Here is a 20,207-nt window from a genome sequence, read left to right as displayed (position 1 = left end):
CCGGGGGGCTTGCCAGCCGGGTTAAGCTAATGGCCATGGAACGCTACGGCCACTTCATCGATGGCGAACCGCGCCCCGGTGGCGCCTGGCGTCCTGTCTTCGAGCCGGCCTTGGCCGAGGTCTATGCCGAAGTCGCTGACGGCAGCGAAAGCGACGTGTTGCAGGCCATCGATGCTGCCGAAGCGGCCTTTCCCGCCTGGGGCGCCCTGCCGCCCACCGCACGGGCGCGCTGGCTGGAACGACTGGCCGGTGCGTTGGAAACGCGAATGGCTGTGTTCGCCGCAGCGGAATCGCGCGACGCCGGCAAACCGCTGGCGCTGGCGCGCGACATCGAGATTCCCCGCGCAGTGGCCAATCTGCGCTTCTTCGCGCATGCGGCCACGCAGTTCGCCAGCGAGTCGCACCATGGCGAGGCGGGCCTCAACTACACCCTGCGCGCACCGCTGGGCGTGGTGGCCGCGATCTCGCCTTGGAACCTTCCTCTTTACCTCTTCACCTGGAAGATCGCCCCCGCACTTGCCGCCGGCAACACGGTGGTCGCCAAACCGTCGGAGATCACCCCGGCGACCGCGACGATGCTGGGTGCGCTGGCCGCAGAGATCGGCCTGCCGCGCGGCGTGCTGAACATCGTGCATGGCAGTGGACACGCCGTGGGCGAGCCGCTCGTGCTGCACCCGGCGGTGAAGGCCGTGTCGTTCACCGGCAGCACGGCGGTCGGGCGACGCATCGCCGGGCTCGCCGGCCCGCAGTTGAAAAAGGTGTCGCTGGAACTGGGCGGCAAGAACGCTACGCTCGTGTTCGCCAACAGTGACTGGCGCGCGCATCTGGACACCCTGCTCCGCTCAGCGTTCCAGAATGCGGGCCAGATTTGCCTGTGTGGCTCGCGCCTGCTCGTGCAGCAGGCGATCTACGAGGAGTTCCGCGATGCGCTGGTCGACCGCGCGCGCACTTTGCAGGCGGGACCTCTCGACGATCCGGGCACCCGCCTCGGTGCAATGGTGTCGCAGGCGCACTTTGAAAAGGTGCTGGGGTGCATTGCCCGTGCCCGCGTCGAAGGCGGCCGTGTGCTCACCGGCGGGCATGCGCTGGAACGGCCGGGCTGGTTCATCGCGCCCACCGTCATCGAAGGTCTGGGGCCGGAAGCGGCGACCAACCGGGAGGAGATCTTCGGGCCGGTCGTCACCCTGCAGCCGTTTGAAGACGAGGCGCATGCAATGTCGCTGGCTAATGCCGGCGAATACGGCTTGGCGGCGACTGTCTGGACGCGCGACCTGGACCGCGCACACCGCCTGGCCGCGCAGCTGCGCGCCGGCATCGTCTGGATCAATACCTGGATGACCCGCGACTTGCGCACGCCGTTCGGCGGCACCGGCTCGTCGGGCCTGGGCCGCGAGGGCGGCCTGGAGGCCATGCGTTTCTTCACTGAACCTAAGAACATCTGCGTGGCGTTACGCTAAGGACAACACCGAATGCCTGAACTTTCCGAACTCGAACAGTTGCTGCAAAACAACCGCGATTGGGCCGCCCGCATCAAGCAGGAGGATCCCGGCTTCTTCAAGCGGCTCTCGCAGCAGCAGTCCCCGCGCTATCTGTGGATCGGTTGCTCCGATTCGCGCGTACCGGCCAACCAGATCCTGGGCCTGGATCCTGGCGAAGTCTTCGTCCACCGCAACATCGCCAACGTGATGTCGCATGGCGACCTCAATGCGTTGTCGGTAGTGCAGTTCGCCGTGGACATCCTGAAGGTCGAACATATCCTGCTGGTGGGCCACTACGGCTGCGGCGGCGTACACGCGGCGATGACCGGCCTGCGCGTGGGCCTGGCCGACAACTGGCTGCGCCACGTGGCAGACGTGGCGATGAAGCACGCGGACCTGCTGGAGCAGGTCGATACCGAATCCCTGCGCCACGCACGCCTGTGCGAGCTCAACGTGATCGAACAGGTGTTCAACGTCTGCCAGACCACCGTCGTCCAGGACGCGTGGGCGCGTGGGCAGCCACTGGCGATCCACGGCTGGGTGTACAGCCTGTTCGACGGCCGCGTTCGCGAACTGGGCATGGACGTGACCTCAGCGGACGAGCTGCAGCCCGCCTACCAGCGCGCCCTCGCGGGCGTACCGCCGCAGGGCAAATGCGATGAGTGACATCGTCCAGGCGGGCGACGCCCCTAAGCCGGTCGGCCACTACCCGCACGCGCGGCGCGTCGGCGACCTGCTGTTCCTGTCCGGCATCGGCCCGCGCGACCCGGCGAGCAACGCCATCGTCGGTAATGTGCATGACGCCGATGGACGGCTGATCAGCTACGACATCGATGCGCAGTGCCGTGCCGTTTTCAACAATGTGCGCGCGGTCCTGAAGGCCAGCGGCGCACATTGGGAAGACCTGGTGGACGTCACCGTGTATCTCACCGACATGACGCACGATTTCAAGGCGTACAACCGGGTATGGGCGGAGTATTTTCCCGATGCCGCTTCCGCGCCCTGCCGCACCACGGTCGGCATCACCGCTCTGCCCACACCCATCGCCATCGAACTCAAGTGCGTCGCGCACCTGCCGGAGCGTCGCTGACATGCTGCCCCACCCGCTCAACCTGCAGGCCTGGATCGAAGAGCACCGCCACCTGCTGAAGCCGCCTGTCGGCAACAAGGTCATCTATGCCGGCGACTTCATCGTCATGGTGGTGGGCGGACCCAACCAGCGCACCGACTACCACTACGACGAAGGCCCGGAGTGGTTCTACCAGCTGGAGGGCGAGATGGTCCTGCGCATCCAGGAGGACGGCGCTCCACGCGATATCCCAATCCGGGCCGGCGAGATTTTCCTGCTCCCTCCGCGCGTGCCGCATTCCCCGCAGCGCATGCCCGACTCCGTCGGTCTGGTGATCGAACGCAAGCGCCTCCCGCACGAGGACGACGGCCTGCTGTGGTTCTGCGAACGCTGCAACGCGAAGGTCTACGAGGAATACTTCCACCTCAATGACATCGAACAGGATTTTTTCAGGGTGTTCGAAGCCTTCTACCGCAACGACGACCTGCGCACCTGCAAGGCCTGCGGGCACCTGAACCCCCGGCCCAGCCGCTACGAAATGCAAGCGGACTCTCAAGCCGACATCACCTGAATTCTCAAGGAGAGAGATCACTCACATGCGCATCTTCCCGCAGTTGCTCGCTGCCTCCTTTGTCCTATCCGCGGCAGCACCAACGCACGCACAGAACCCCGAGCTTGTCGCGCTCTACCAAGCGGACCAGGCAGCCCGCTCCAATCCCGCGAGCATCGATTGGGACGCCCTTGCTCCCGAAGACAAGAAGCGGCGCGAACGCGTACTCGATATCCTGCGCGCAGGTGCGGTGAAGACGGCCGCCGATTACCATCGTGCGGCGATGGTGTTCCAGCACGGCGAAAGCCTGGAAGACATCCGTTTGGCCCACGCACTGTCGACCATCGCGATGTCCCTGGCGCCTGATGAGAAGCAGTACCGATGGCTGACCGCGGCTTCCTGGGACAGAATCATGACCACGCAGTTGCAGCCACAGTGGTATGGAACTCAGTTCCAGTCCGACGATAAGGGCATGTTTCTCTATCCCCTGGAAGAAGGCGCTGTGAGCGACGATGAACGCAGGGCCATGCAGGTCCCGACGCTGGCGGAGGCGCGCGCGCAGCTACTCGAGATGGGCAGGATGCATGGGCAATCGGTGAATCCGGAGCCGCCTACCATTGAGCAACTCCGGAAAGCGCGGCAGGAAACGGTGCAGCAAGGACAGAGCGGCAGGTGATGACCTCTCTCCTGGCTCGACCACCCTCGTTTTTCACTACGTCGACGCGCTGGAGCCTGATGCCCATGCATACTGCCGACAACGCAGCGATGGGCTTGGTGGGCCCGTCGAACAAGGCTGGAAGGTCCTGCCGCGAGATCCGGGTCGTGACCACCATTCGACTTACATATCGCACTGCGACCGCCGTCCTACTTCTGGCCACGGCGGCGGCTTCGTCTGCGCAGCCGATGTCCGGAGCGGCCAAGTCGGCGCCCGCGGTGATCCTCGCAGGCCATCTGATCGCCGAACCCGGCGAGCCGACACTGGGGCCGCACACGTTGCTGGTCCGAGACGGCCGCATCGAGAAGGTGGTGGCCGGGCTACAGCGCGAGCTGAGTCCGGGTGCTCGGATCGTCGATCTCAGCGACGCCCATGTATTGCCCGGGCTCATTGACGCGCATATGCATCTGGCCATCGACATGCACGCGGACACGCCCACCAGCACGTCGGAGTCGCGGCTCGCCCTGTCGACGGCAGGGTATGCGCGCCGCCTGCTGCGCGCCGGCGTGACCACCGTGCGCGACGTGGGCGACAACGGGGGCGTGGTCTATGCCGTCCGCGATGCGATCAATGCCGGATTGATCGAAGGGCCCCGGATACTCGCCGCGGGACGCGTGGTCTCGCGCACCGGCGGCCATGGCGCGAAGCGTCCCTCCGCCGTCGAGCTCCCGTTCGTTCCCGCTTCGTGCGATGGCGCCGAATCGTGCCGTCGGGTGGTACGGGAGAACATTGAAGCAGGCGCGGACTGGATCAAGATCACCGTCTCCGGCTCCGGCAGGGAGGCCGGTGGTCGCCCCGACGCCCAGCCGAATCTGTTCGATGACGAAGTGGAAAGCGCCATCGCTGCGGCGCGCCAGGCCGCGCGACCGGTCGCGGCGCATGCTCACAGCACGGCCGCCATCAACCTTGCGCTGCGCGCCGGTGCGCGCACCATCGAACACGGCACCTACTTCGACGATGCCTCGGTCACCCTGTTCAAGCGAAAGCAGGCGTATCTGGTGCCGACGGCGTTCGTCGCCGATTACGTGGGCTCCCGGCTCGACATGTTCGCCGGCGGCCGCGATGGCCGTTCGCAGGATGATCTGCGCCAATGGGTCGAGGCGGCCAAGGCCGGACCCGGGCGCGCCTGGCGGGCCGGGGTGCCGTTGGCGCTCGGCACGGATGGCGGGCCCAGTTTCGACGTCACCGCTACCGCGCGCGAAGTGGCGCTGTATGTGGCCTCCGGCGTCCCCGCGCCGGCCGCACTGCGCGCCGCCACGGCAGGCAATGCGGACGCACTGGCGGTGGGCAACACATTGGGACGGCTTCGTGCCGGCGCGGGCGCCGACATCATCGCGGTGCCCGGGGATCCGCAGAGGGATGCAGCGCAGCTCTTGGATGTCCGTATGGTGATGAAGGACGGACACGTCGTGTGCCTGGACGATTGCGGCGATGCAGCGTCGCCAGCCGGTGAACCGGCGAAGTAGACTCGCGGCATGCTGAAGATCGATACCCACGCGCATTTCCTGCCCCGCGACTGGCCAGACCTGGCCACGAAGTACGGAGACGTGCGGTTTCCCGTCATCCACCACGGCGACGACGGCCGCCATCGTATCTACAAGGACGGCAAGTTCTTCCGCGAGATCTGGCCCAAGACCTGGGATCCGGAGGAGCGCGTCGCCGACTACGCGCGTTTCGGCGTGCAGGTGCAGGTCATCAGCACCGTGCCGGTGATGTTCAGTTACTGGGCCAAGCCGCACCACGCGCTGGAGCTGCACCAGGCGCTCAACGACCACACCGCCGCCGCCTGCCGCGACTACCCGCGCCACTACGCGGGCATCGGCACGGTGCCGCTGCAGTCGCCGCGCTTGGCCGTGCAGGAACTGGAACGCTGCATGGACCAGCTCGGCCTGCAGGGCGTGCAGATCGGCAGCCACGTCAACGACTGGAACCTGGACGCACCCGAGTTGTTCGAGTTCTTCCAGGCCGCGAGCGAGCTCGGTGCCGCGATCCTCGTGCACCCCTGGGACATGATGGGGGCCGCGTCGATGCCGAAGTACTGGCTGCCGTGGCTGGTCGGCATGCCGGCCGAACAATCGCGCGCGGCATGCTGCCTGATCTTCGGTGGCGTGCTGGAGCGCCTGCCCGAACTGAAAGTCTGTTTCGCCCACGGCGGCGGCAGCTTTCCCTACACCATCGGCCGCATCGAGCATGGCTTCAACATGCGGCCGGACCTGGTCGCGACCGACAACCCGCGCAACCCGCGCGACTACCTGGGCCGGGTGTATTTCGATTCCTGGGTCGCCGATCCCCGGGCGCTGCGCTACCTGCTGGACACGGTCGGCCACGAGCGGGTCATGCTGGGCACCGACTATCCCTTCCCGTTGGGCGAACAGGAACCCGGCGCCGGCATCGCCGCGCTCGGGCTCGACGACGGGCAACAGGCCCGCCTGTACCACGGCACTGCGCTGGAATGGCTGGGCCTGCCGGCATCGAGGTTCCTGTGACCCCACCTGTGGGAGCGACGTAAGTCGCGATTGACCATCCACGGTAAAGCTTCTTCGCGACTTACGTCGCTCCCACAACAACCTCTCCAATCCATCTCAGCCTTCATGACCGACCCGCTGTCCCGCACCCACATCATCGCCCTGGACGCTGCCGATCCGCTGCGCCCGCTCCGCAACGAGTTCCTGATCCCGCGCCACAAGCACAACGACCAGATCTATTTCTGCGGCAACTCGCTGGGCCTGCAGCCCAAGGGCGCGCGCGGCTACGTCAACGAAGTGCTGGACAAGTGGGCCAACGAAGCCGTGGAAGGCCACTTCACCGGCAATGCGCAGTGGATGACCTACCACGAGCTGGTCCGCGAGCCGCTGGCGCGCGTGGTCGGCGCCGAGCCGGCCGAGGTGGTCGCGATGAACACGCTGACCACCAACCTGCACCTGATGATGGTCAGCTTCTATCGCCCCACGGCGGAGCGGCCGGCGATCCTGATGGAAGCGGGCGCGTTTCCATCCGACCGGCACGCGATGGAGTCGCAGGTGCGCTTCCATGGGTTCGATCCCGCCACCGATCTGATCGAAGTGGAGCCGGACCAGCCCGACGGCACGTTGTCGATGGCGGCAATCGAGCGCGCCATCGCCGAGCATGGCCCGCGCCTGGCGCTGGTGCTGTGGCCCGGCATTCAGTACCGCACCGGCCAGGCGTTCGAGCTGTCCGAGATCGCGCGGCTCGGTCACGCGCAGGGAGCCGTCGTCGGCTTCGACCTCGCGCATGCGGTCGGTAACCTGCCGCTGCGCTTGCATGACAGCGACGTGGATTTCGCGGTCTGGTGCCACTACAAGTACCTCAACTCCGGCCCTGGCGCGGTGGCCGGCTGCTTCGTGCATGCACGCCACGCCCATACCGACCGACCGCGCTTCGCGGGCTGGTGGGGCCACGAAAAGGAAACCCGCTTCCGCATGGCGCCCGAGTTCGTACCCACCCCGGGCGCCGAAGGTTGGCAGCTCAGCAACCCACCCATCCTCGGACTGGCGCCCCTTCGCGCCTCGCTCGAGCTTTTCGAGAAAGCGGGTGGCATGGAGGCGATCCGCGCCAAATCCCTGAAGATTACCGGGCTGCTCGAAGCCCTGATCCGGGCGCGGCTGTCCGACGTGCTGCAGATCATCACGCCTGCCGACCCGACGCAGCGCGGCGCCCAGTTGTCGCTGCGCGTGATCGGCGGCCGTGAGCGCGGTCGCGAGTTGTTCGAATACCTGCTGTCGGTCGGTACCGTCGGCGACTGGCGCGAACCGGACGTGATCCGCATCTCGCCTGTCCCCCTGTATAACCGCTACATGGACGTCCATCGCTTCATCGAGGAAGTCGAGACGTGGCGGGGGTTCTGATCCGGAGGAATGGCCTTGGGCGCTGAAGGCACGCGGCACATCACCCTCATCGGCGCCGGGCTGGCCGGCGCCCTGCTGGCCACGCTTATGGCGCGCGCGGGCTGGCGCGTCGACGTGTACGAGAAGCGCGGCGATCCGCGGATAAAAGGCTACGAGGGCGGCCGCTCGATCAACCTCGCGCTGGCCGAGCGCGGCCGGCACGCGCTGCGGATGGCCGACGCCGATACCGCGGTGATGCGTCAGGCGGTGATGATGCGCGGCCGCATGGTGCATGCCCTGGACGGTCGCCAGCAGCTGCAGCGCTACGGCCGCGACGATTCCGAGGTGATCTGGTCGATCCATCGCGGCGACCTCAACATCACCCTGCTCGACCTTGCCGAGCAAGCAGGTGCCACACTGCACTTCCACCACCGGCTGGAGCGCGTCGACTTCGACGCGTCGATAGCCGAGTTCGTCGACGACCGCGACGGCCGCCGGATCGGTGCCGCGTTCTCGGCTCTGGTCGGCGCCGATGGCGCGGGCTCGGCACTGCGCGCAACGATGCAGGCGCGGGAGGATCTGGGCGAGCGTACCGAGTTTCTCGACCACGCCTACAAGGAACTGGAAATCCCACCGGCAGCGGACGGCGGGTTCATCATGGAACCGAACGCGCTGCACATCTGGCCCCGCGGCCACTACATGTGCATCGCGCTGCCCAACGACGAGCGCACCTTCACGGTCACCCTGTTCCTGCCGAACGACGGCGATCCGAGTTTCGCCAGCGTGCGCACGGGCGCGGAAGCGAAGGCGCTGTTCCTGCGCGACTTCCCCGACGCCGTGCCGCTGATTCCCGATCTGGAACAGGACTGGGAGGCCAATCCGGTCGGCCTGCTCGCCACGCTGTACCTGGACCGGTGGCACTTGGGCGGCCAGGCGGTATTGCTCGGCGATGCCGCGCACGCGATGGTGCCGTTCCACGGGCAAGGCATGAACTGCGCCTTCGAGGACTGCGTCGCGCTGGCGCGCCACCTGCAGGGCAACGAGGATCGCGCCGCCGCCTTCGCCGCCTTCGAGGCCGAACGCAAGCCGAACGCGCTCGCGATCCAGGAGATGGCGCTGGAGAATTACGTCGAAATGCGCGACAAGGTCGACGACCGCGGCTTCCTGCTCCAGCGCGAACTCGAACTGGCCTTGCAGCAGCGACACCCTGGCCGCTTCGTGCCCCATTACACGATGGTGAGCTTCATGCGGATTCCCTACGCCCTGGCCCAGCATCGGAGCGAACTCCAGCGTTCGTTGCTGGTGCGCCACACCGCCGGACGCGCCGGTATCGACCAGGTGGATTGGGCGGCCGTCGATGCCGACGTGTTGGCCACCCTGCCCCCGCTGGAAGACCCCGCGGCGTGAGCGCGAGCTTCCTCTTCTACGACCTCGAGACCTTCGGCGCCGACCCGCGCCGTAGCCGCGTGGCCCAGTTCGCAGCGGTGCGTACCACGCCGGCGCTGGACGTGGTGGAAGAGCCCATCAGCTTCTTCGTGCAGCCGGCCGACGACCTGCTGCCTTCCCCGGTCGCCACGCTGATCACCGGCATCACGCCACAGCGCGCCCTGCGCGAAGGCGTCAACGAAGCCGAAGCCTTCGCCCGGATCGCCGACGAGATGGGCCGACCGGAGACATGCACGCTGGGTTACAACAGCCTGCGCTTCGACGACGAGTTCGTCCGCCACGGCCTGTTCCGCAACTTCCACGAGCCCTACGAGCGAGAATGGCGCGGCGGCAATTCGCGCTGGGACCTGCTGGACGTCATGCGCCTGATGCACGCGCTGCGCCCGGACGGCATCGCGTGGCCTCGGCGCGAAGATGGCGCCACGTCCTTCAAGCTGGAACACCTGGCGTTGGCGAACCGCGTCCGCGATGGCGATGCGCATGAGGCGTTGTCGGACGTGCTCGCCACCCTCGGCCTCGCCCGACTGATGCGCCAGGCGCAGCCGCGCCTCTGGGACTACGCCCTGCAACTGCGCGACAAGCGTTTCGCCGCGCGGCTGCTGGACACCACCGCGATGCAGCCGGTCCTGCACGTGTCCCAGCGCTATCCCGCCAGCCGCCTGTGCGCCGCGCCGGTCCTGCCGCTCGCCCGGCACCCGCGCTTCGACAGCCGCGTGATCGTGTTCGATCTGGACAGCGATCCTGCGCCACTGCTGGCCATGTCGCCGACCGACATTGCCGACCGGCTCTACACGCCGGTCAGCGATCTCCCGGAGGGCGAGCAGCGCATTCCGCTGAAAGAGGTCCACCTCAACAAGGCGCCCGCCCTGGTGGCCTGGGCGCACTTGCGCCCCGACGACCTGCAACGGCTCGGCGTCGAGGCGGATCGCATCGCACGCCACGCGGACACCCTGCGGCATGCCGGTCCCGACCTGGCCGAGAAGGTACGCCAGGTATTCGCGGCGGCGCAGGATTTCGCGCCGGGCGATGTCGACGGCTCGCTCTACGACGGCTTCCTTGCAGACGCCGACAAGCGACGCTTCACGGACGTGCGCACCACCCCGCCCGCCCTGCTCGGGCAGCGGGACTTCGGCTTTCGCGATCCGCGCCTGCCCGAACTCCTGTTCCGCTACCGCGCACGCAACTGGCCGGGCACGCTGGATGCAACCGAGCGCGCGCGCTGGGACGACTATCGCCGACTGCGCCTGCAGACGGAGAGTGGCCTGTCGGAGCTGAGCTTTGCCGCATTCGACCAGGAACTTGCGACGCTGCGCGCGGCCCATGCCGGCGATGCTCCTCGCCTGGCGCTGCTCGACCACCTGCAACAATGGCGCAGCGACCTGGGTGAAACGCTCTGAGAGGCCGCCCGCAGACACCGGGGTGCATCGAGGGCAACGTTGTCGGCCATTTGACGCCGTCCTGACTACAATCGGTCCATGGCTACCTACTTTTCAGACGCCAGCTTCAAGTTCCTGCGCGGACTGGCGCGACACAACGACAAGACCTGGTTCAACGCGCACAAGGCCCAGTACGAGGAGCATGTGCGACAGCCGTTCCTCCGCCTGCTGACCGACCTGCAGCCCGACCTGGCGGCGGTCAGCCTGCATTTCCGGTCGGACCCCAAGACGGTCGGCGGTTCGCTGTTCCGGATCTACCGCGATGCGCGCTTTTCCAACGACAAGTCACCGTACAAGTCCTGGCAGGGCGCGCGCCTGTTCCACGAGCGCCACAAGCAGGTGCCCGCACCGTCGTTCTACCTGCACCTGCAGCCGGGCGAATGCTTTGTCGGCGCCGGGCTGTGGCATCCGGAACCGGATACCCAGCGTCGCGTGCGGCAGTTCATCCTCGACAACCCGGGCAGTTGGAAGAAGGCCGCCCACGAGACCGCCTTCCGGCGCAAGTTCGAGTTCGAGGAAAGCGAGAAGCTGGTGCGGGCACCGCGCGGGTTTCCCGCCGACTTTGAGTTCATCGAGGATCTCAAGCATCGCAACTTCGTCTTCTGGCGGTCGCTGGACGATGCGACCATGACCGGGCCGAGGCTGCGACAGACCGTGGCCGGCGACCTGAAGGCCCTCGGGCCGTTCGTCGACTACCTTTGTGCGGCGTTGGATCTGGAGTTCTGAGCGGGAGGCGTTACCCATGAAGAAGTCGCTCGTGATCGGACTGCTGCTGGCCGCCGTCCTTGGCCTGGCCGCCTACGTCGCCGCTGGACCGTACCTGGCCATCCATGGCATCCGCACGGCCCTGGCCGAGCAGGACACGGGTCGACTGCAGAAACACGTCGACTTTGCCGCGTTGCGGGTGAATCTGCGGGCCCAGGTGGAGGACGCGCTGGCACGACGCGCGGGTACCGACGTCGCGTCCAGCCTGTTCGGCGCCGCCGCGCTTTCGATCGCGAACAGCCTGCTCGGCCGCGGCGTGGACACCCTGGTCACGCCGATGGGCATCGCCGCGGTCCTGGAAGGCCGTGCGACGTGGAAGCGCGCCGTCGGCGAGACCGTGGGCGGAGACACGTACGCGCCCGCTGTACCGGCCGATCCGCTGAAAGAGGCCACCCACCGGTACGAATCGCTGTCGCGGTTCACCGCCACCATCCACGACGCCGACGGCGATCCGCTCGTGTTCGTGTTCACCCGCCAGGGAGTGCGCTGGCGGCTTACCGACATTCGACTGCCGCTGTAGCGCGGATTCCCCGGGCGTCAGGGATTGGCCACACCGTGCGGTACGTGGCCGGCGGCAACGTGCTGGCGGGCGCTGTCGATGTTGTGCTGGGAGTCGTCGAAGAAGATGTCGGCACCGAACGCCTCCAGAAACGGCCCCTTGTGGCGCCCACCAAGGAACAGTGCCTCGTCCAGGCGCACGCCCCACTCGCGCAGCGTGCGGATTACCCGCTCGTGCGCAGGCGCCGAGCGCGCCGTCACCAGTGCCGTGCGGATGGGCGAACGCTCGTCCGCCGGAAACACCTGCTGCAACTGATGCAGCGCTGACAGGAAGTTGCGGAACGGGCCACCAGACAGCGGTTCGCGTGCGCGCGCCTGCTCGTGCTTGCCGAAGGCCTCCACGCCTTGCTCGCGCGAGATCCGTTCGCTTTCGTCGCCGAAGATCACCGCGTCGCCGTCGAACGCGATCCGCAGTTGGTGCTCGTGGCGCTGCTGCTGGGGCGCGCTGGCCGGCAGGATGGTCGCGGCGGCGATGCCGTGCTCCAGCGAGCGGCGCACCGATTCCGGATTGGCCGACAGGAACAGGTCCGTGCCGAACGGCTTGACGTACGGCCAGGTCGCCTCGCCTGCGGTGAACGTGGCGCGCACGATGCCCAGGCCGTAATGCTGGATCGAGTTGAAGATGCGCAAGCCGGTATCGGCGGAGTTCCGCGACAGCAGGATCACCTCCACCCTGGGCGTATCGACGGGAGCGCCGACGTTGAGCCCCAGCAACTTGCGCACGACCGGAAACGCGATGCCAGGCGCAAGCAGGTCGTCCTCGTGGGCGCGCTGGTAATCGCTGTAGGCCTCGACGCCCTCGCGCTCGTAAAGTGCATGGCTCTCTTCCAGGTCGAAGAGCGCACGCGAGGTGACGGCGACGGTCAGCAGTCGGGGAGTGTTGTCGGGCATGCGCACAGTATCCGCCATCCGTACGCCCTGCGTGAGACGCTAGCTGCCCGGTGGCGCCGCGATGCGCACCTGGGCGGGCGGGCCGCGCCGGTTGTCCGGCGTGACCGCTCGCACTTCCACCACCAGATCGATGGGCCGCTGCTCCGCTGGCGGGCCGTCCTGCCAGAGAAAGACGAACTCGCTGCGGCGCCCGTCCACCCGTCCGGTCACCGGCGTCTTCGGAAAGATCGACCAGCGGTCTTCGCCGCCTACCACTCTGAACTCGAAACCCAGCTCACGCAACTTGTAGTCGGTACCGCGCGGCCACTCCACGCTGAGCGTCAGCAGGCCGCTGGCGTCGCAGGATGCACGCCCGTTGATGCCGCGCGTCAGACTGACCATCTCCAGCCCAGGCGCACGCAGCGCATCCCCTGTTTCGACCGCGGACGGGCCGGCGACGGCAAAGGGCGTGGTGCCGGTGGACAGGTTGCAGGCCGCCGCATCGGCCACCGCAAGGCAGGCGCAGATCGCCAACGCGCATTTCAACTGCATCGGAACCCCTCCCCGGGTGGATGCGAACCGAACCGCTACGCGGCGCTGGATAACATGCGCATGCAAGGGCGGCAAGCCGCACTGCGGCGGAATCGCGCTGTCCGCGTGGACAATGCGACTCAGGTCATGAATTGCTCGCTGAGGATCCGCTCTTCGAGGTTGTGCTCGCGATCGAACAGCAGCGTGACCATGCGGTCGCGGGATTCGCGGATCGTCACTTCGACCACGTCGCGTACTTCATGCGAATCGGCCGTGGCGCTGACCGGTCGCTTGTAGGGGTCGAGCACGCGGAAGCGCACTTCGGTGTCGGCCTTCAGGATCGCCCCCCGCCAGCGACGCGGACGGAACGGCGCGATCGGCGTCAGCGCGATGGTGTTCGAGCCCAGCGGCAGGATCGGGCCGTGGGCCGAAAAGTTGTACGCCGTGCTCCCGGCCGGGGTGGCGGTAAGCACACCGTCGCAGATCAGTTCGTCCAGGCGAGTCTCGCCGTTGAGGTCGATGCGGATATGCGCGGCCTGGCGCGTCTGCCGCAGCAGCGAGACTTCGTTGTAGGCCAGCGACGACGTCGTGGTGCCGGATTCGGTCAGCGCCTGCATCTCCAGCGGGCGCAACTTGGCGGGTTCGGCCGCCGCGATCCGTTCGAGCAGCCCGTCGGGCCGGTGGTGGTTCATCAGGAAGCCAACCGTCCCCAGCTTCATGCCGAACACCGGCTTGCCGAGCGCGCCATGCCGGTGCAGCGTATGCAGCATGAAGCCGTCGCCGCCGAGCGCGCACAGCACATCGGCCTGGTCCGGCGCGTGGGTACCATGCTCGCGCAGCAGGACCGCCAGCGCTTCCTGCGCTTCGGGCGTCGGACTGGCGAGAAAGGCGATGCGTGGATCGGACATCCGTTGCTCCAGGTCGGCACGTGGATCAGGCGGGACAACGCGCAATCAATGATGTCACGTCGAGGGCGTCGGCGATCTTGCCGGGATCGGTGATCATGAAGGCGCCATGGTCGCGGGTCCAGTAGTCGTAGGCCAATGCCCTGACATCGGGATCGGTGATGGAGAAGCCTCCCTCGGCTTCGCGCGATTCCAGCATCCTGCGCGTCGCATCGAAGGCTTCCACGCCTGCCTGCTGGAACAGCAGGCGACCGCCGCCGTACGTGTCGTGAAGTTGTTTCTGCAGCTTCACGTTGCCGATCAGCATCGTCAGCACCGCCTCTTTCTGCGCTGGCTCATCGGGCAATGCATAACCATTGCCGCTACAGGCGGCGTAGGCGGCGATCGCGGCTTCGGCCCGCTGCTTTTCCACGCGCGTCGGGCGCGCCGCATCGGCATGCTGTCGCATCCATTGGCGGAGGACCGGGGCCATGAATACCGCGCGCGCACTGTCCGCACGTGCCCGCCCCTCGCCCACGATCTGGTCGGCATAGACCGGCTCGCCATCGACCTGCCCGATCTGCCGCCGCGGCTCCGTCGCGCCCGCCGTCAGCGCCCATGCCAGCAATACCCATGCTGCCTGCCTGCGCATACCCTGCTCTCCCTGCAAAGAAAAAAGGCGGCCCCGGGGGCCGCCTCGATTCTAGCCAGTCTTCGGCACCGGCATCACGCCTGCGACGCCAGCTGCCCCAGTCGCTGCACCGCCACGGATGCCGTCGGATAGTCCAGCGTCTTCTGCGCGGCCAGCTCATTGAGCATGTTGAGCGTGAAGCGCAGGCCCGCATCGTCGCGGCCCAGCCAGGCCTTGACCTTGGCGTCGGCGTTGCCTCCGGGCAGCGAGAGCACCTGGTTGGTCAGGGTGCGCTGATGGGCGGCGAGCTCGTCCCGCAGCACGCCGCGGGCCACTGCATGCCAGCGGCCATCGACCTTCAGGGCTTCGATCTGGTCCTGCAGCCACGGCAGGTGCAGCGCCTCGCCCAGGCGGTAATGGACCTTCGATACCTCGACCGGCTTGAGCTTGCGCGCACGCGCCAGTTCAATGATGTCGCAGGACGGCTCCAGGTAGGGCAGCGCGGCGATCTGACCCGCCAGCGCAGCCGGCAGACCCTTGTCCTTCCAGGTCTGCAGACTGGCGTTGTAGGCCGGGCGCAGCGAATCCGGCAGCACGCCGTCGGCGGCCCGGATCTCGTTGAAGCCGTCGTGGTAGCGCTCCACCGCGGTCGCGATGGCCGGGATCGGACCCTGGCGGGTCAGCAGCCAGCGGGTGAAGTTGCGCTGCACCTGCCAGATGACCTGCAGGGCATCGATCTGCACGGACTCGGGCACCTTGCCGTCCAACGCATCGATCTGGTTCCACAGCGCCCGCGCATCCAGTGTCTCGCGGGTGATGGTGAAGGCCTTGGCGACTTCCGCCGGCGAACGGCCGGTGTCTTCCTGCATGCGCAGCAGGAAGGTGGCGCCCATGCGGTTGATGGTCGTGTTGGTGACCGCCGTGGCGATGATTTCGCGCTTGAGGCGATGCTTCTCCATCTCCGAGGCGTACTTCTTCTGCAACGGCTGCGGGAAGTACCGCTGCAGCTCCTTGGACAGGTACGGATCTTCGGGGATATCCGACTCGAGCAGCTGCTGGAACGCGACCAGCTTGGAATACGACAGCAGCACCGACAGCTCGGGACGCGTCAGGCCCTGGCCGCGCGCCTTGCGCTCGGCGAGCTCGGCGTCGGAGGGGAGGAACTCGATCTGGCGGTCCAGCAGGCCCTGCGATTCCAGGGTCTGGATGAAGTGCTGCTTGGAGCCCAGGCGGGAGACGCTCATCCGCTCCATCAGGCTGATGGCCTGGTTCTGGCGGTAGTTGTCCCACAGCACCAAGTCGGCCACTTCGTCCGTCATATCGGCGAGCAGCTTGTTGCGGGCGTCCATCGACAGCTTCTTCGCCTGCACCACGCCGTTGAGCAGGATCTTGATGTTCACCTCGTGATCGGAGGTGTCCACGCCGGCGGAATTGTCGATGAAATCGGTGTTGAGCAAGACGCCGTGCTGCGCGGCCTCGATGCGACCCAGCTGGGTCAGGCCCAGGTTGCCGCCCTCGCCTACCACCTTGCAGCGCAGGTCGCGGCCATCGACGCGCAGGCCGTTGTTGGCACGATCGCCCACGTCCGCATGGGTCTCGCTGGCGGCCTTGACGTAGGTACCGATGCCGCCGTTCCACAGCAGGTCGACCGGCGACTTCAGGATCGCGCTCATCAGCTCGTTCGGGGTCATCGACTTCACGCCGTCGGCGATGCCGAGCGCGGCGCGCACTTCCGGCGTGATTTCGATGGACTTCGCGCTACGCGGATGGATGCCACCGCCCTTGGAGATCAGCTTGGCGTCATAGTCCGCCCAGCTGGAACGCGGCACCTTGAACATCCGCTCGCGTTCCTTGAAAGACTTCGCCGCGTCCGGATTCGGGTCCAGGAAGATGTGGCGGTGGTCGAATGCGGCCAGCAGGCGGATATGCTCCGAGAGCAGCATGCCGTTGCCGAACACGTCGCCGGACATGTCGCCGATGCCCACGCAGGTGAAATCCTGCGTCTGCGAATCGCGGCCCAGGGCGCGGAAGTGGCGCTTCACCGATTCCCACGCACCGCGGGCGGTGATGCCCATACCTTTATGGTCGTAGCCCACCGAACCGCCGGAGGCGAACGCATCGCCCATCCAGAAGCCGTGCGCGATAGCCAGGCCATTGGCGATGTCGGAGAACGTCGCCGTGCCCTTGTCCGCGGCGACGACCAGGTACGGGTCGTCCTGGTCGTGCCGCACCACGTCCACCGGCGGCACGATCTTGTTGCCGACGATGTTGTCGGTGATGTCCAGCAGGCCCTGGATGAACAGCTTGTAGCAGGCGATGCCCTCGGCCAGCACGGCGTCGCGGTCGCCGCCCACCGGCGGGCGCTTGACGAAGAAGCCGCCCTTCGCGCCGACCGGCACGATGACGGTGTTCTTGACCATCTGCGCCTTCACCAGGCCGAGCACTTCGGTACGGAAATCCTCGCGACGGTCGGACCAGCGCAGGCCACCGCGGGCCACCGGACCGAAGCGCAGGTGCACACCTTCCACGCGCGGGCCGTACACGAAGATCTCGCGGTACGGACGCGGCTTGGGCAGGTCCGGCACCTTCGCCGAATCGAACTTGAAGCTGATCGTGTGGGCGGGTTGGCCGTCCTTGCCGCGCTGGTAGAAGCTCGTGCGCAGCGTGGCTTCGATCGCGCCCATGAAGCCGCGCAGGATGCGGTCTTCGTCCAGGCTGGACACGCGGTCCATCAGCTTCAGCAGCGACTGGTGCGCGGCCTCGATCTGCTGCTCGCGTTTGCCGCCGCGGGCCTCGACCAGCACCGCCAGCGTTTTGGCCGCGGCCTCGTCGTCGCCGGCCAGCGGCTTGAGCTGCGCGGCGAAGCGCTCCTGGCCTTCCTTGATCTGCGCCTTGCTTTCGCTGCCGGTCGCCGGATCGAAACGGGCTTCGAACAGCTCCACCAGCAAGCGGGCGAGCAGCGGGTAGCGGTTGAGCGTCTCTTCGACGTAGCTCTGCGAGAACGGCACGCCGGTCTGCAGCAGGTACTTGCAGTAGCCGCGCAGCAGCGCGACCTGGCGCCACGCCAGGCCAGCGCCCAGGACCAGCTTATTGAAGCCGTCGTTCTCCGCATCGCCGCGCCAGATGCAGGCGAACGCCTCCTCGAAAGCCGGCGCCAGCCGTTCCACGTCGAACGCGCCGTTGACCGGTTCGACCTCGAACTCCTGGATGTAGCGGGCGCCCTGCGCCGTCTCGAGGCGGAACGGGTGCTCGGAGATCACGCGCAAGCCCATGTTCTCCATCAGCGGCAGCGCGTCGGACAGCGGGATGTCCGTCTCCTGGCGATACAGGTTCAGCCGCAGTCGGCCCTGGCCCGGGCGCTTGCGGCGCGACTCGTGCAGGCTCAGGCGCAGGTCGTCCTTGCCGGTCAGCGCGGCCAGGTGTTCGACGTCGCGCGCGGCGCCTTCCGGCGACACCACTTCGATGTAGCCCGCCGGCAGCGCACGGCCGTAACCGCCGGCCAGCAGCAGGCCCTTGGATTCGCCGTGGCGGGCGATCAGGGTTTCGCGCAGGTCGTCCTGCCAGTTGCGCAGCAGGTGGGCGATGTCGCTCTCGAGCGAGGCCGTGTTCACGTCGACCTGCTCGCCTGCCTTCGGGCGGATCGTCAGGTGCAACTGGGCCAGCGGCGATTCGCCGAGCAGCACGCTGCTGTCGACGTACTCGCCGCGCATGGCGTCTTTCAGTAGCGACTCGATGCGCAGGCGCACGTCGGTGTTGAAGCGCTCGCGCGGAATATAGACCAGCGCCGAATAGAAGCGGCCGTAGCGGTCGCGACGCAGGAACAGCTTGCTGCGCACGCGCTCCTGCAGGCCGAGGATGCCCATCGCGGTGCGGTACAGTTCCTCGTCGCTGGACTGGAACAGTTCCTCGCGCGGGAGCGTCTCCAGGATATGGCGCAGCGCTTTGCCGCTGTGGCCGCTGGGCGACAGGCCGGATTTCTGCATCACGTATTCGTGGCGCTCGCGCACCAGCGGGATTTCCCACGGGCGGCGGTTGTAGGCGCTGGAGGTGTACAGACCGATGAAGCGCTGTTCGGCGATCGGGTTGCCCTGCGCATCGAACTCGAGCACACCGATGTAGTCCATGTTGCCCGGACGGTGCACGGTGGAGCGGCGGTTGGTCTTGGTCAGTATCAGCGCATCCACCGAGCCGCCTTGCGGCAGGTAATGCGCGGCCAGGGTCTTGATGTTGCGCGGCGGCGTGGTGTCGCCTTCGCGCAGCAAGCCCAGCCCGCTGTCCTCGACGGCGCCGAGGATGCCGGTGCCCTTCTCAACGCGATATTCGCGGTAACCGAAGAAGGTGAAGTGGTCCGCAGCGGCCCAGCGCAGGAATTCCTGTGCCTCGTGGCGGCCGTCGTCGTCCACCGGCATGCGGCGGGTCGCAAGGTCGTCAGCCAGGGCGAGCATCTTCTCGCGCATGGCGCTCCAGTCGCGGACGATCGAGCGCACTTCTTCCAGCACGGTGCGGATGCGCTTCTCGATCAGCGCCATTTCCTCGGCGGGCAGGCGATCGATTTCCAGCAGCATCAGCGATTCGGGCTTGCCCTCGCCCACGGCCGACACCTTGCCGGCCTTGTCGCGGGTGAAGCGCACCAGCGGGTGGCCCAGCACGTGCACGCCCACGCTCATCTCGGCCAACGCCATGCTGACCGAGTCCACCAGGAACGGCATGTCCTCGTTGACGATCTGCAGGACGGTATGCGGCGATTCCCAGCCGTGCGTCTTCTGGGTGGCGTTGAACACGCGCACGTTCGCCGTGCCCGCCTTGCGGGTGCGCGCGAACGCCAGCATGTCGGTGGCGATGGCCGCCCAACCTTCCGCGCTGTGGTGCGGGTACTCGTCCTCCTCCATGCGCTTGTAGAAGGCTTCGGCGAAGGTCTGCGCCTCGGCCTGCGCTGCCGCGCCGGACACGCGCTTGCGGATCGCATCGAGGATCGGCGACAGCGAGAACGCATCGCCCGCCTTCGCCACCACAGCCTTGCCCTTCGCGGCCTTCGCCGCCTGCACCGGTCGGGCCGCCACCTTCTTGGTGGGGGTCGCCTTCGGGGTCACCGACTTGGTGGCCTTCGTGGCTTCCGATTTGGACGACGGTTTCGGGGCTTTTTTCGGGCTGCGCGCAGCGTTCATGCAGGAAGTGACTCAACGATTGGTAGTCGAATGGTCATTGTATCCCTCGGCGCCATGACAAAACTTGCTGCGAGGCGTCATTGCCCGGCTTGCAATCGCATGCGGGATTGACTAGCGCGAGCCGCGATAGCGCAGCGATCGACATGCCATTCGGCGGATCGACGAGAACGGCTCCAACATTCGGCAGCGCACGGATGGGTCCAGGGCCCGATACGCGAGCCCCACGTATCGGCACCGCCTTTGTGCACGGAAATGCCGTATTTT

Annotated in this window: 17 protein-coding genes; 12 read left to right on the top strand and 5 right to left on the bottom strand. The window is 67.1% G+C overall.

Features of this window, described 5'->3' with window-relative positions:
- Positions 1–29 precede the first annotated feature (29 nt).
- The 12 genes from AC23D6_RS09000 to AC23D6_RS08945 all read left to right on the top strand — a co-directional run bounded on the left by AC23D6_RS09000 (position 30) and on the right by AC23D6_RS08945 (position 11,824).
- Positions 30–1,457, top strand: a complete 1,428-nt coding sequence (locus tag AC23D6_RS09000) for an aldehyde dehydrogenase (RefSeq protein ID WP_487752415.1) — start codon at positions 30–32, stop codon at positions 1,455–1,457.
- Positions 1,458–1,469: 12 nt separating this feature from the next.
- Entirely contained in the window at positions 1,470–2,144 is a 675-nt protein-coding gene (gene can / locus AC23D6_RS08995; RefSeq protein ID WP_487752414.1) for a carbonate dehydratase, read from the top strand.
- Positions 2,137–2,568 (top strand): RidA family protein, encoded by a 432-nt coding sequence (locus AC23D6_RS08990; RefSeq protein WP_487752413.1) that lies wholly within the window; start codon positions 2,137–2,139, stop codon positions 2,566–2,568. The genes can and AC23D6_RS08990 overlap by 8 nt, the downstream gene beginning before the upstream one ends.
- A 1-nt stretch (position 2,569) precedes the next feature.
- Entirely contained in the window at positions 2,570–3,118 is a 549-nt protein-coding gene (locus AC23D6_RS08985; RefSeq protein WP_487752412.1) for a 3-hydroxyanthranilate 3,4-dioxygenase, read from the top strand.
- A 25-nt stretch (positions 3,119–3,143) separates the two neighbouring features.
- On the top strand, positions 3,144–3,773 hold the full coding sequence (locus AC23D6_RS08980) for a hypothetical protein (RefSeq protein WP_487752411.1): 630 nt from the start codon (positions 3,144–3,146) through the stop codon (positions 3,771–3,773).
- Positions 3,773–5,278 (top strand): amidohydrolase family protein, encoded by a 1,506-nt coding sequence (locus tag AC23D6_RS08975; RefSeq protein ID WP_487752410.1) that lies wholly within the window; start codon positions 3,773–3,775, stop codon positions 5,276–5,278. Before AC23D6_RS08980 ends, AC23D6_RS08975 begins: the two co-directional genes overlap by 1 nt.
- Before the next feature lie 9 nt (positions 5,279–5,287).
- Positions 5,288–6,298, top strand: coding sequence for an amidohydrolase family protein (locus AC23D6_RS08970; RefSeq protein WP_487752409.1), 1,011 nt, complete (start codon positions 5,288–5,290; stop codon positions 6,296–6,298).
- Positions 6,299–6,403: 105 nt separating this feature from the next.
- The gene (gene kynU, locus AC23D6_RS08965; RefSeq protein WP_487752408.1) at positions 6,404–7,678 is read left to right on the top strand and encodes a kynureninase; all 1,275 of its coding nucleotides are present in this window, start codon (positions 6,404–6,406) and stop codon (positions 7,676–7,678) included.
- A 15-nt stretch (positions 7,679–7,693) separates the two neighbouring features.
- The gene (locus AC23D6_RS08960) at positions 7,694–9,064 is read left to right on the top strand and encodes an FAD-dependent oxidoreductase (RefSeq protein ID WP_487752407.1); all 1,371 of its coding nucleotides are present in this window, start codon (positions 7,694–7,696) and stop codon (positions 9,062–9,064) included.
- Positions 9,061–10,500, top strand: coding sequence for an exodeoxyribonuclease I (gene sbcB, locus AC23D6_RS08955; RefSeq protein ID WP_487752406.1), 1,440 nt, complete (start codon positions 9,061–9,063; stop codon positions 10,498–10,500). Before AC23D6_RS08960 ends, sbcB begins: the two co-directional genes overlap by 4 nt.
- Positions 10,501–10,578: 78 nt before the next feature.
- On the top strand, positions 10,579–11,265 hold the full coding sequence (locus AC23D6_RS08950; RefSeq protein ID WP_487752405.1) for a DUF2461 domain-containing protein: 687 nt from the start codon (positions 10,579–10,581) through the stop codon (positions 11,263–11,265).
- 16 nt (positions 11,266–11,281) lie between these two features.
- Positions 11,282–11,824, top strand: coding sequence for a DUF2939 domain-containing protein (locus AC23D6_RS08945; protein ID WP_487752404.1), 543 nt, complete (start codon positions 11,282–11,284; stop codon positions 11,822–11,824).
- Positions 11,825–11,841: 17 nt separating this feature from the next.
- Here the strand turns inward: AC23D6_RS08945 and AC23D6_RS08940 are convergent, their stop codons facing one another.
- The 5 genes from AC23D6_RS08940 to AC23D6_RS08920 all read right to left on the bottom strand — a co-directional run bounded on the left by AC23D6_RS08940 (position 11,842) and on the right by AC23D6_RS08920 (position 19,943).
- The gene (locus AC23D6_RS08940) at positions 11,842–12,753 is read right to left on the bottom strand and encodes a 5'-nucleotidase (protein ID WP_487752403.1); all 912 of its coding nucleotides are present in this window, start codon (positions 12,751–12,753) and stop codon (positions 11,842–11,844) included.
- 39 nt (positions 12,754–12,792) lie between these two features.
- Entirely contained in the window at positions 12,793–13,284 is a 492-nt protein-coding gene (locus AC23D6_RS08935) for a hypothetical protein (protein WP_487752402.1), read from the bottom strand.
- 119 nt (positions 13,285–13,403) lie between these two features.
- Positions 13,404–14,171, bottom strand: a complete 768-nt coding sequence (locus AC23D6_RS08930) for an NAD kinase (RefSeq protein ID WP_487752401.1) — start codon at positions 14,169–14,171, stop codon at positions 13,404–13,406.
- 25 nt (positions 14,172–14,196) lie between these two features.
- The gene (locus AC23D6_RS08925; protein ID WP_487752400.1) at positions 14,197–14,799 is read right to left on the bottom strand and encodes a hypothetical protein; all 603 of its coding nucleotides are present in this window, start codon (positions 14,797–14,799) and stop codon (positions 14,197–14,199) included.
- A 74-nt stretch (positions 14,800–14,873) separates the two neighbouring features.
- On the bottom strand, positions 14,874–19,943 hold the full coding sequence (locus AC23D6_RS08920; protein WP_487752399.1) for an NAD-glutamate dehydrogenase: 5,070 nt from the start codon (positions 19,941–19,943) through the stop codon (positions 14,874–14,876).
- Between the last annotated feature and the right edge of the window lie 264 nt (positions 19,944–20,207).

It is taken from the genome of Pseudoxanthomonas sp. G3 (assembly GCF_057654715.1).
Note: the sequence above shows the minus strand (reverse complement) of the source record. Positions and strands in the feature narration are given on the sequence as shown.